This window comes from Vibrio intestinalis, from assembly GCF_025195085.2.
GTDB classification, from domain to species: domain Bacteria; phylum Pseudomonadota; class Gammaproteobacteria; order Enterobacterales; family Vibrionaceae; genus Vibrio; species Vibrio intestinalis.
In genome coordinates this window covers 101,048-112,841 of the sequence record NZ_JANAVY020000001.1, presented here as the reverse complement: position 1 = coordinate 112,841, position 11,794 = coordinate 101,048, and the positions used below count along the sequence as shown (strand labels likewise).

Here is an 11,794-nt window from a genome sequence, read left to right as displayed (position 1 = left end):
GTTGATACCAAATTACATCATTTGAAGTTACAAATTGCTCTTCCCTTCTGCTAGATCACAGTTTTTCGACTGTAGCCCTTTTGAACACTTAAGTTTGTTTTGCTGTAAATGGCTTGACTCGACTACCGGTATAACCTTTAGTATTACGCCCTTCGCCGCCAAGAAACGGCTAAATATCATCAAATGAGGTTTACAAATGGCTATTGGATTTGACTACGGAACTGCAAATTGCTCTGTGGCACATATTGTTAATCAGAAGGTTGAACCTATTGCCATAAACAGCGAAGAGTTTTACATCTCCTCTACTTTGAGCGCGCCTTCGGCAGAATCCGTTTCAGAGTATTTGTTTCGTTGTTTAAACATCCAGCCCTCAGATGATGTCGGCAAAACCGTTTTGTCACGGGCACTGCGCATCAACCAGCAAGAAGATCTGGATGTACAAGCGCACGATATAAAATTTGGCCAGCAAGCGCTGAATGAGTATTTGGATGACCCAAAGCACGTTTACTACATCAAATCCCCGAAATCGTTCTTAGGCACGATGGGGCTAAGAGATGCTCAGCTGTCGTTTTTTGAAGATATTGTTTGTGCCATGATGAGTAACATTAAGCGCAGTGCCGAACAGACGCTCCAACACGAGATTTTAGAAACTGTTATTGGCCGTCCGGTTAACTTTCAGGGACGCGGTGGTGATGCGTCCAACATTCAAGCAGAAGGGATTTTAAAGCGAGCGGCCACTCGGGCTGGCTTTAAACACATTGAGTTTCAATTTGAGCCAGTGGCTGCTGGCTTAGAATACGAGGCGAGCCTCACTGAAGATAAAAAGGTTCTAGTTGTAGATATTGGTGGTGGTACTACCGACTGCTCTTTTTTACACATGGGGCCATCTTGGTTTGGTAAACAGCAGCGCGAACAATCGCTACTTGGCCACACGGGTCAAATGGTTGGAGGTAACGACTTAGATATCTTTACGGCTTTCAAATGTTTTATGGATGAGTTCGGAATGAACTCGCGTAAGCTTAACGGCCTTCCTGTTCCGATAACTCAATTTTGGAACCCGATTGCGATCAACGATGTTCAAGCCCAGCGCGCGTTTTACACTCGCGAAAACTTAAAGGAATTGAACCTGCTAATGAAAGAATCGCAGCAGCCGGAACTGATCAAACGTTTGATTGAGATGCAACAAGATAGCCTAGGTTACGCGTTAATTAAACAAGCAGAGAACACCAAGATTGCACTAGGTGAACAAGAAGAGTTCACTGCTCAGTTAGAGCTTGCAAAAGAAGTGATTCAATTGCCCGTTTCAAGACGACAAATGGACGATGCGATAGAGCCACCAACCAGTAAGATCAAAGCTCTAGTCGAAGAAGCCGTAAAGCTTGGCGAAACCCAGCCGGATGTAATCTATATGACTGGCGGTTCCGCACGCTCTCCCCTGTTACGCGCCACAGTTCAATCCGTATTACCAAACGTACCATTAGTTGCCGGTAACTACTTTGGCTCAGTCACCGCCGGTCTTGCTCGTTGGGCGCAAGTTTGCTTTAAGTAATCGTCAATGAAAATCAAATCGTAAACAATAAAAAACGGCCTTAATTTTAAGGCCGTTTTCGCAACTCATGCTAAAAGAGCAATTAGCTCATTCGCGGGGCAAACATGATAATTGCCATACCAACCATAGCGACACAAACGCCGACAATATCCCATAGCGTCGGTTTAATACCATCGACCAACCATAACCAACCAATCGCGACAAAGATATATACGCCGCCATACGCGGCATAAACGCGACCTGCTGCGGTTGGATGTAATGACAGAAGCCACGCGAACAGAGCTAAACTCAACGCTGCGGGAATCAATAGCAAGATCGATTTACCTTCTTTCAGCCAAAGGTAAGGTAGATAGCAGCCGACAATTTCAGCAATCGCGGTAATAAAGAACAAACTGACGGTTTTTAGCTCTGGCAAAACAACTCCTAAGCGGTAATAGATTGACGGCGTTTAAAGTGAACCAAGGCGCCAATTAAATTAGCATCATTGCCAAATTTACTCGCGACCACGTTGGGCCAAATATGACAATAAGGCATTTTCTCAGAAAGCTGCTCGAATTTACGTTGCAGTAAAGCGATAAGATCGGCGCGTTGACTGATTGCTCCACCAAGGATGAGACATTCGGGGTCAACGGTATACTGAACATTGAACAGCCCTTGGGCGAGGTATTCTAACCATTGTTCAACCACTTGAACAACAACAGGATGTTGCTCATCATACATTTGAAATACCTTTAGCCCATTAAGCTCTGATCTTGGCATTTGTAGCGCTTTCGCAGCTTGCATTACCAATGCACGAGTGGAGCCAAGTTCTGACCACACTTTCGGTTGCCCATCGGAAAAGTGCAAGATCGAATAACCAAATTCTCCGCCATACAGATGATGTCCCTTTTGTATTTCACCTTGGCTGACAATGGCGCCTCCCACACCGGAGCCAATCACAACCAAACAAAACAACTCTGATTGAGCAAAGTCTCCTAATTCACTCTCAGCCAACGCAGCGCAACAAGCATCATTCTCTATTTCAACAGGCAAGTCATAGCGTTCGACAAATGCCTGTTTTAACTCCACACCATGAATGTAAGGCAGTAGTGTTGCGCCATGTACAATGCCCCGCTCAACATCTACCGCGCCGCAAGCACTGATGGCAATACCTCGGATTGGATAACGTTCACTTAGCGACTGAACGTATTGATCGAAAGACTCAAACCAAAGTTCTAACGTGTTCACTCGACTGGGCAGAGAAAATCGCTCTAAGCGTTCTCCGAACTGGTTGAGCACCGCGCCTTTTACAGCGCTACCACCAAAATCTAAACCTATAACATGCATGCTATTCTACTATCCCTCACCGAAAACATCACCCGGATGAATTAAAATCATCACAGTACTCGTCATAAACGAATCATGGTACTAAGTTGCATATAGAGTATCAGTACATTGAAACTAAGTAGATGAAAAATAAGTGAACCTGAGCGGGCAAAGATCGCAAAATGTAGCTTTATAGTAAACCGGATGACATATTACGTGATTACCCTAACATTAATGAGTTGCTCATATAGTAACATCACCTCTAACGTGAAAGTTTATTATTAATATCAAGAATGTAATCGCGGCTCTCGCCTAATATCGCGATTCACACAGCTCCATGGAGTGGACGGTTCAATGACGGCACTGACGGATAAAAAGCTTCTTAATATTGTAAAAACACTTCCTTTTGTCCTTATTCTTATTTTCATCGCCATGCTCCTCACTGTGGTTATCAACAGCAGTCAACAGCGTGCCAATGAGTTTGAACAAAATCTGATTGATAATAACCTCGCCAAACAGAAAGAGATCATCGCCCAACGCGTCGAAAGCGCTGCCGAGCAAATTAACTATCAGAGAGAACAAACGGTCTCAGTCCTCAAATCAGAGATTAAGCAACAAGTTGAAACCGCCCATCAAATTGCGACCGCCATCTACAAAGAAAACCTTGATAAGCCAGAAAATGAAATCAAAAAGCTCATCAGTGATGCCCTAAGAGACATCCGTTTTAATAATGGCCGTGGCTACTTCTTCATCTATCAAATGGATGGAGTAAGCGTAATGCATGCCTTATTGCCAGAGCGTGAAGGGCAGCAAATGATCGAGAGTACTGATTCGCGCGGCGTCCCTATTCTAAAACAACACATTGATGCTATTGCCAGCTCTAAAGATAAAGCTGCGTTTTATCGCTGGTGGTTTAAAAAACCACAAGAAGAAGGTGAATTTGAAAAGATTGGCTACGGGCAATATTTCGAACCGTTTGATTGGTTTATCGGTACCGGTGAATACGTTTATGAAGTTGAGAATGAGATAAAGAAAAACATCCTTAATTGGGTGTCTAATTACCGATTTGGCGAAACTGGTTATATCTTCGTTCTCGATCAAGATGGCACCATACTCGCTCACAAAGACCCTGAGTTGCTTGGAGAACGCATCGATGGTCTAGTGACTCGCACTCTAGGTATGTTTGCTATCAACAATACCACCTCTTCTCATGTTGAATACGATTCAATCTACAAACCTGATTCTCTGCAAAGCGGGCATAAAGTCAGCTTTATGAAGTTTGACTCCAAATGGGGTTGGCTATTGGGCTCTGGCGTTTATATTGAAGAAGTTCACAGCGAAATTGAAGATCAGTTAGAGCAATTACAAAACCAGCATCAAATGGAGCTGATTAAGGTTATTGCATTATGCTTGACCCTCGCTTTAATTCTGACCCTACTGTCACTGCTGCTAAGTAACTATTTGGGTCGCCGCTTCCTAAAATTCCAAAATCGTATCGCCAATGATTTCAACCAGTTGGAAGTGAAGAAAGAACAATTGCGTCATCAAGCTCAGCACGATGCTCTCACCCACTTGCCCAATCGCATCTTGCTAGAAAAACAAGCGATGCACGGCATCATTCATAGCCGTGAGCTCGATAAAAAGCTGGCGATTTTATTTGTCGATTTAGACAACTTTAAGCGCATCAATGACAAGTACGGCCACGAAGTTGGCGACCAGCTATTGGTCGAAGTCGCACAAAGATTTAGCCAACTCACTGAAAGTAAAGGAACGGTGGCTCGGTTTGGCGGTGACGAATTTGTATTCTGTATTCCAGAAATTGAGAGCGACAACGAAGCACGCACCATTGCAATGCGTGTGCAAGCCTGCCTCAAAACGCCTTTTATTGTTCATGGCATCACAACTGAGCTCAATGCCACCATCGGTATTTCTTTATTCCCAACGGATGGCGAACAACCTCGAACGCTAATGTCGAAGGCTGATATCGTGCTTACCCGTTCTAAGAAATACGGCAAAGGCGAGATAACCTTCTTCGATAAAAAGATCAGCGATGAGATTGAGAATAACTTCTTACTTGAAGATGAATTCAAATCTGCCTTGGTTAATGGTGAGCTAGACGTTCACTACCAACCGCAAGTTAATGCTACCACCAACAAAATGATGGGTATTGAAGCACTATGCCGATGGATAAGCCCTACTCTTGGTTTTGTCTCACCAATGGTTTTCATTGATATCGCTGAGAAAAACAATTCGATTTTGCAACTTGGAGAGTTCGTCTTCGAGCGTGCCTGTCGAGATACAAAAAAACTTAACCAAAGCTTGAACGAACCAGTGACGGTCTCAGTCAACATCTCGCCGAAGCAGCTGCTGCATAAAGGCTTCATTGACATGATCGTTAACACAGCCAAGCATCATGAGCTTGCGAGTAACCTAATTATTTTAGAGCTAACTGAAAATGTCTTTATTGAAGATTTAAAAGCGGTACAACCGACATTAAAGCGCTTACAAGATCTTGGTTTTGGCATTTCTCTAGATGACTTCGGTACTGGCTTTTCATCGCTGAGTTACCTCAATGCCCTACCAATCAGCGAAATCAAAATCGACCGTTCGTTCATTATCCGCATGCTTAACAGTCGCAGTAACCTCAATATCGTCAAAACGATCATCGCGATTGCTCGCTCTAACGATATCGAGATAATCGCTGAAGGGGTCGAGAGTGAGCAACAGCAACAAGTGTTGATCGATTTAGGCTGTGAATTGATTCAGGGCTATTTGTACTCCAAACCCGTACCAATGCATGAAGTACAGGCGCTAGCCTCGACCACCTTTACCAATAGCACCATGCTTAAAGCCGATACCCTGTAATTAGGGTATCGGTTGATACATTCCTTAATTGTCTCAAATATCAGACAGATAAATGTGTAGTATTACTCGAACTATCATTCTTTTGGGTGATTCGGCTAATACGCACTGTTGACTACATTTCGCCGAAATCACACCTTAGCCTAGCGGGTATCAGCACTAACAATGCCATTTGTTGGGTGAATCTTCATACAAGAATGACTGACAATGATTGTGAGTGGTATTGAGTAATGAATTCGTTTGTAAAACAGTTCTTTGGGACTGCGGGCCTACAGTTTTTAAGTAAAGGAATCTCCGTTCTCTCTGGTGTTATCTTCGCCCGTTTCCTTGGCGCAGAGCAATACGGCATCTATACCTACATCTTCTCTATTGTCACCATTGCTGGTATTCCTGTCATTGCCGGCTTACCAGCACTCATGGTGCGTGAAATCGCCAACTTTCAATTAGAAAAAAAATGGCCACTTCTATACGGTATTCTTTGGTGGTCACGCGGCTTTGTCTTCCTCGTTTCATCCATCATTGTTCTTGTCATGCTTGGCCTTGCGTATGTTGGTTATTTCGAACCTTACGTTGCGGCATTGCTGCTCATTGCGGTATGGGTGATCCCACTCAGAGGAATCGCCTATCAGCAAGATGCTGTGCTTAATGGATTTCGCAAACCTGTATTAGCCCAGATACCCTCAAAGTTACTTGCGCCGATCATTACCCTTTCGACGTTACTTTTCTTTGTGATAACCGACCGACCGCTTACGTCAAAAACTTTGATTGAAATCTCGGTCGTCGCCTTGTTATTTACCTGTATATTGAGTTTTGTACTGGTGCGCTACGTCATTAAGAAAAACAGTCAACCTGCAAAAGCTGAATTCAAAACCAAACAGTGGAGTAAAGCGTTACTCCCATTTGCCATCATTACCTTCGTCAGTACATTAAATTCTGAGTTAGCCATCGTATTGCTCGGTTGGTTATCCGATCTTGAATCCGTAGCCTATTTCCGCGTCGCGACTCAAGCGGTACTTCTAATTAGTATTGTCGTTTCGTCGATTAGCCCAGTGCTGATGCCCAATATCGCCCGTTTGTACAAAAGTGGTGACCTAGAGCAAACCCAAGCCATACTCTCACGCGCAGTTCGCCTTACGGTATTAGTCGCAACCCCTATTTTCCTTGTTTTGCTGTTTGGTGGTGGTCTACTTATCTCAATACTATTTGGCGATGAATACCTTTCCGCTTACCCTGCGCTAATCATTCTCTGTTTTGGTCACTTTATTAGTTTAATGATGGGTTCTGTTGGGCTGGTGTTAAACATGACCAATAACGAGAACCGCACACTGCGATCACTGGCGATCGCCGTTACCGTCAACCTGATTCTTCTCTTTGGACTCATTCCACTTTATAACGAAATTGGAGCCGCGATCGGTGTGGCGTTGAGCCTCATCATTTGTAATGGATTGATGATGTTTGATGTGCGAAAAATCACTCGATTAAAAACCTGGCTATCGCTGAATAAATAGCCAACACGGACTGTAAAAACGCACTAAAAGCAGTGTTACGCATACTCAGACGCAAACAATGCAACATCATGTAAAACACTGGATTACAAGGCTCGCCTATACATATGGATCACTAAAGCAGTTGTAAATTCGAGTTATTTCATAAAACGACTGAATTTCAGCGTGTTAAAGTTAGAAATATGTGATCTTGATTCAGATCTCCTATTGATTCCCCACGTCAAAAGCATACTATTTAGCGGTATTCACATTTAGGCATATGCGCCTCAAGGAAAGCTTATTATGGAGCTCGACATATTTAATCCATCTCGTCATATAAGACGGGCTGTTTTATTTTGGTTGAGCATGCTGCTTTCCTGCGCATTTTTTGTCGCTAGTTACCTCGATTACACCATCACAGATTGTCTGCCCACAGCTCTGACCAACGCCTCTTTCGCGCTGTTCTCCTTATTTGTCAGCTATCAAACCTACCGTAAAGATTGCTCTAACGATTTAGCCTTACTCTATTCTGGCGCTATGGTGATGCTGGTACTGTTTGGCATACTCAGGCATACCATTTATCACGGCTTATACTTATGGGCGAGCATCTTCCCAATCATGTTCTATATCTTTGTTGAGAAGCGACAGAGCTTTTTGCTTAGCCTGATTGGCTTTTCAACTGTGACGGGCGGTGTGATTTTTAAGATGTATCAACATCAAGGTGAAATACACGCCTATTTGCTGATCAACTTCATCATGAGTTACATCTGTATCTGGGTGACTGCACATATTCTCGAGGTGAAACGTAAATCCTCAGAGAACTCACTTGGGCAATTGGCCTCTCGCGATGCGTTGACCGGCGTCTACAATCGTCACGCCTTGACTCACAACTTCCACCGTTACCGTCAAGAAAGCAAGAAGCTACCAATGTCTTTGTTGGTGTTAGATCTCGACTACTTTAAACAAGTTAACGACATGCATGGCCATGATGTGGGCGACAAAGTGCTAATCCAAACGGCGGCTTTGATAGACGCGTTCAGCGATGAGCATTTGGTGTATCGAATTGGCGGTGAAGAGTTTTGTATTGCGCTACACAATGCTGATATCACTCAAGCAATGGTCAAAGCGGAGCACATTCGATTAGCGATTGAGAATTATCGATTCAACCAGCAAGACTGCCCTATTTCGCTTACCGCGAGCATTGGCGTATATCAATGCGATCACTTTAATGATTTAGAATCGGTACTAAGAAAGGCTGATATTGAGCTATACAAAGCCAAGAAGAATGGTCGAAACCAAGTCATGATAGGCAGTGAGCAAGAGCTAGAACTCGCTAGCTCTTAATCTTTTTAGGGTTGCTTCCCGTTAATGTTTCAAAGCTAAAACCGTTTGGTTTAACTATCCAAATCTTCAAATACGACGTTGTAGTTTTCAGTGTAGGTACATTGTGGCTGACGACTACAAGTAAAGAATCGACGACCTTTAAACTCACCTTGCGCGGCCGTTTTCACGACCATCGGGCTGCCACAGCGTTTACAAAAACGTACTTCTTTATCTGGTTCAATTAGATCAATATGAGCCGCTAACAATCGACGCAATTTACCCACTTGATAACTGTGCTTAACGGTTGCACCAATCAGTGGAATTCCTGACGATTTACAAACATGAAGGAGTAGTTTCTGTCTGTCCATTTTGCCTTTGTTCAAGGCGACGCCGTCATCTAGCTCAATCGCGACGCGCACATCTAAGGTTCTTGGATCACAAACAATAAAATCAAAATGGCTCTTAGCAATGCGATTATGGGCGATAAACCAACGCTTTTTATCCGTCGCCTGCGGCGTAATCACTTTCGCCATCGATACTTTAGACATCACCACCCCATGGTCACCAACCGCAGTGGTCAACGCATTGTAGAATGCAGACTCTTTACTATTAAGCAGCGCGCCCTTTTTTTTATAGGCACTGTCTTTCAGCTCATCTTGAGTAAGGTATTTTTTTTGGACGTAGAGATAGAAGGCCACAAAAACGACAACAATAATGGCAATATATTCCATTGCTTACTTTTGACTCCCAAATTCAATCAAGTAGAACCAACCGTTTGGTACTCTATGGGTTATTTTATACCTAAATCTCGCCAATAGGCACTCGTGCTAGTAAAGATTGTACTAAAGATTCAAGAAATTAGCGTACTGCCGCATGCTCACTTATTCTCTGACCAAATCTAACTTGATCGCTTTCGCAAAGCCAAGGCGCACTTGGTGGTCGTAAATTCACCGCGTTTTCATAAGAGCTGAAGGCGATTGAGGTCAACAACCGGTGATCTTTACGCCTTTATTTACGTGTTAAATATAGATTTCAGTCACACTAATTTTGGTTAATTTGCCCAATAACAATGCAATTCAACTGTATACTTATTGAGCAATGTAATTTTAATTTGGCTCAGCGATAATCAAAAAAATACGCTGCAACTGTCAGAGGGACAGACAATGAAACGCGATATTTTTGGCATTTGCCTTTCAAAATCTATGCTGTCGAACAATCTTTCTAGCACATTTACTCACGTGCGCGCTTATCATAAATCAAGCGACTGCGACGACCTTAAAGTCGAACACGCTTATCCTCAGATGACGGGGAAAGAACTACTGAGTAATATGGACTCAGCCCAAGCCATGCTTTGGCGCGCTGAATACGTTTGCCAAGTGCCAAAATAGCGATTTAGTTCTTAAACGAATCACCAACAAAAAGCCCGCTGAAATCAGCGGGCTTTTATATATCGAACAGCAGAACATTAAAGAACCTTGCTGACGTTAGCTTGTTTGGGTTGCTTTGGCTTTGCGTAATTGGCTTAAGTATTTAATCCAACTCTTAGCTTGTTTAGAAGGCGCTATCGCCTCTGCTTTTTTCGCTTCTATTAGTGCTTTCTCTAACTGATCAAGCTTGTAGTAAGCGCGCGTTTTTGCCAAAGCGACCTGTGACTTCTTACCCTTTACTTTGTTTAGCACAGTAAGAGCCGAGTTATATTGACCTTCTTGAACAAGCAACTGCGCCACGTTCCAGTGGTACTTACTGTTTTTGTTTGCAGCGAGTTTCCATTGAACAATGGCTTTGTCCCACTCTCTCGCTTGCTGCCAATACGTTGCTTGCGCGACCACTAAATCAATATCCGATTTAGCCGCGTCTAGTTGGCTTACTTCAATTGCAGCGCGCTCGGGAATGCCGCGCTGCGCGTACAACTGCGCAAGTAGACGTCGATCTTGCTGGCTTAATGGCAAACCTTGCAGTTTTGCCAATGCAAGCGTATCAAGCGCCGCGTTATTTTGCCCTACTCGCATTTGCAAGCTCACCAACTGTCGCCACCAGTTAAGCTTATCAGGTTGTAACGCGATTAGACGCTCTAGGGTCGGAATCGCTGATTTCCAGCGTTGCAATTGAAGTTGAGCGCTAAGCTTTAAAGACAATGGTTGAAGCTCATCCTTGCCTTTTGCACGGCGATATTTATCAACCGCAGGGATAACCTGCTTGAACTGTTCAATCTGATAATGTGACTGAGCAATTCTCAGCCAAAGATCGACACCCTTTTGCCCTGTTGGCACGCTTTTCACGAGTTTGTAGTAATGAGGCAGCGCTTTTTTAAACTGCTGATCGTTAACCAGCAAATCCGCTAACATACGTTGCGAGATCCACGCTTGTTCATCATTCAGCTGGTTAGAATTAACAGCGTACTCAAGCTGCTTTATGGCTGATTTAGTTTTACCGTCTTGCCAATAAAAAACACCTAGCATTCGCGCAACAAAAGCTTTGTCGTACTCTCTCGAAGTTTCGATTTCTTTTAGCTTTGCGATAGCTTGCTTGACCTGTTCTTTCTGTGCCAATTCATGTGCTTTTTGTACACGAATTACCGTGTATTGGCTCAACTCGTTAGCAAAGCTAGTCGCACTCGCGAACCAAATCATACCGGCAATGATTGCTTTTCTGATCATTTTGCTAATTTAAACTCCAATCTAACGGTTTGACCAACCTGAGCAAACGAAGTGCCATCAACAACTTTCGGCTGGTATTTCCATTTTCTTAATGCACGCATTGCTTCTTTTTCAAACATACGTTTTGGGTTTGCATCAAGCACTTCAATATCAGTCGGGCGGCCAGTCGGATCAATCGTAAACTTGAGCACAACAAATCCTTCCGCACCGCGTTTTAGCGCTTTCGCTGGGTAGCGTGGCTCAACGCGATATAGCGGCATTGCCTGTTGGTTTACCCCAAAGTCACCGAAAGTTGGTGCACTGATCGCAAGGCCATCAACGGCAGTGTTAAGGCCTAACGTAGGTTGCATTGCCAAAGGAGAAACCTGAGAAACTTGGGTTCTCGCTTGTGAAACTGGCTGTTGCTCTGGAACCTCCGGCGCTTTAGGTTGCTCCGGCACGCTGCGTTGTCTACGTTGAACATCCTGCTCATTTTCGACCATTACCATATTAAAGCTGAGCGATTCACTGTGCTCAGGCGCTCGTTGATGGCCATGATCGACCATCCACGCCATAAAAGTGAACAGCATTAGAGCAAACAAAGCTGCAATAGGTAATGAGATTAATAACCTTCC

General features: G+C 43.8%; 10 protein-coding genes. 5 read left to right on the top strand and 5 right to left on the bottom strand.

Annotated elements, in window-relative coordinates; translation table 11 throughout:
- The first annotated feature begins 196 nt into the window (after nucleotides 1-196).
- Nucleotides 197-1,549 (top strand): molecular chaperone, encoded by a 1,353-nt coding sequence (gene yegD, locus MU515_RS00500; protein WP_260258401.1) that lies wholly within the window; start codon nucleotides 197-199, stop codon nucleotides 1,547-1,549.
- Nucleotides 1,550-1,631: 82 nt separating this feature from the next.
- Here yegD and MU515_RS00495 read toward each other — a convergent pair whose 3' ends face one another.
- Nucleotides 1,632-1,964, bottom strand: a complete 333-nt coding sequence (locus tag MU515_RS00495; RefSeq protein WP_260258400.1) for a YnfA family protein — start codon at nucleotides 1,962-1,964, stop codon at nucleotides 1,632-1,634.
- Between the two features lie 8 nt (nucleotides 1,965-1,972).
- Entirely contained in the window at nucleotides 1,973-2,875 is a 903-nt protein-coding gene (locus tag MU515_RS00490) for an ROK family protein (protein ID WP_260258399.1), read from the bottom strand.
- 333 nt (nucleotides 2,876-3,208) lie between these two features.
- Here MU515_RS00490 and MU515_RS00485 point away from each other — a divergent pair, with 333 nt between their 5' ends.
- The 3 genes from MU515_RS00485 to MU515_RS00475 all read left to right on the top strand — a co-directional run bounded on the left by MU515_RS00485 (nucleotide 3,209) and on the right by MU515_RS00475 (nucleotide 8,544).
- Nucleotides 3,209-5,719 (top strand): bifunctional diguanylate cyclase/phosphodiesterase, encoded by a 2,511-nt coding sequence (locus MU515_RS00485; RefSeq protein ID WP_260258398.1) that lies wholly within the window; start codon nucleotides 3,209-3,211, stop codon nucleotides 5,717-5,719.
- Nucleotides 5,720-5,946: 227 nt separating this feature from the next.
- Nucleotides 5,947-7,224 carry a flippase gene (locus tag MU515_RS00480; protein WP_260258397.1) on the top strand — a complete coding sequence of 426 codons (1,278 nt, stop codon included), beginning with the start codon at nucleotides 5,947-5,949 and terminating at the stop codon, nucleotides 7,222-7,224.
- A 279-nt stretch (nucleotides 7,225-7,503) separates the two neighbouring features.
- On the top strand, nucleotides 7,504-8,544 hold the full coding sequence (locus MU515_RS00475; protein ID WP_260258396.1) for a GGDEF domain-containing protein: 1,041 nt from the start codon (nucleotides 7,504-7,506) through the stop codon (nucleotides 8,542-8,544).
- A gap of 50 nt (nucleotides 8,545-8,594) precedes the next feature.
- Here the strand turns inward: MU515_RS00475 and MU515_RS00470 are convergent, their stop codons facing one another.
- Nucleotides 8,595-9,254 carry a DUF2726 domain-containing protein gene (locus MU515_RS00470; RefSeq protein ID WP_260258395.1) on the bottom strand — a complete coding sequence of 220 codons (660 nt, stop codon included), beginning with the start codon at nucleotides 9,252-9,254 and terminating at the stop codon, nucleotides 8,595-8,597.
- A gap of 432 nt (nucleotides 9,255-9,686) precedes the next feature.
- Here MU515_RS00470 and MU515_RS00465 point away from each other — a divergent pair, with 432 nt between their 5' ends.
- Entirely contained in the window at nucleotides 9,687-9,911 is a 225-nt protein-coding gene (locus MU515_RS00465; RefSeq protein ID WP_260258394.1) for a hypothetical protein, read from the top strand.
- A 96-nt stretch (nucleotides 9,912-10,007) separates the two neighbouring features.
- Here MU515_RS00465 and MU515_RS00460 read toward each other — a convergent pair whose 3' ends face one another.
- Together MU515_RS00460 and MU515_RS00455 are read right to left on the bottom strand one after the other, a co-directional pair.
- Complete coding sequence (locus MU515_RS00460) at nucleotides 10,008-11,180, bottom strand: bacterial transcriptional activator domain-containing protein (RefSeq protein ID WP_260258393.1); 1,173 nt, start codon at nucleotides 11,178-11,180, stop codon at nucleotides 10,008-10,010.
- Nucleotides 11,177-11,749 (bottom strand): energy transducer TonB, encoded by a 573-nt coding sequence (locus tag MU515_RS00455; protein WP_285892349.1) that lies wholly within the window; start codon nucleotides 11,747-11,749, stop codon nucleotides 11,177-11,179. The genes MU515_RS00460 and MU515_RS00455 overlap by 4 nt, the downstream gene beginning before the upstream one ends.
- Nucleotides 11,750-11,794 lie beyond the last annotated feature (45 nt).

Bases quoted from the DNA above. Each gene is read 5' to 3' on its own strand.
- yegD (WP_260258401.1), top strand. From the start codon at position 197: ATGGCTATTGGATTTGACTACGGAACTGCAAATTGCTCTGTGGCACAT.
- MU515_RS00480 (WP_260258397.1), top strand. From the start codon at position 5,947: ATGAATTCGTTTGTAAAACAGTTCTTTGGGACTGCGGGCCTACAGTTT.
- MU515_RS00470 (WP_260258395.1), bottom strand. From the start codon at position 9,254: ATGGAATATATTGCCATTATTGTTGTCGTTTTTGTGGCCTTCTATCTC.
- MU515_RS00475 (WP_260258396.1), top strand. From the start codon at position 7,504: ATGGAGCTCGACATATTTAATCCATCTCGTCATATAAGACGGGCTGTT.
- MU515_RS00460 (WP_260258393.1), bottom strand. From the start codon at position 11,180: ATGATCAGAAAAGCAATCATTGCCGGTATGATTTGGTTCGCGAGTGCG.
- MU515_RS00485 (WP_260258398.1), top strand. From the start codon at position 3,209: ATGACGGCACTGACGGATAAAAAGCTTCTTAATATTGTAAAAACACTT.
- MU515_RS00465 (WP_260258394.1), top strand. From the start codon at position 9,687: ATGAAACGCGATATTTTTGGCATTTGCCTTTCAAAATCTATGCTGTCG.
- MU515_RS00455 (WP_285892349.1), bottom strand. From the start codon at position 11,749: ATGCTGTTCACTTTTATGGCGTGGATGGTCGATCATGGCCATCAACGA.
- MU515_RS00490 (WP_260258399.1), bottom strand. From the start codon at position 2,875: ATGCATGTTATAGGTTTAGATTTTGGTGGTAGCGCTGTAAAAGGCGCG.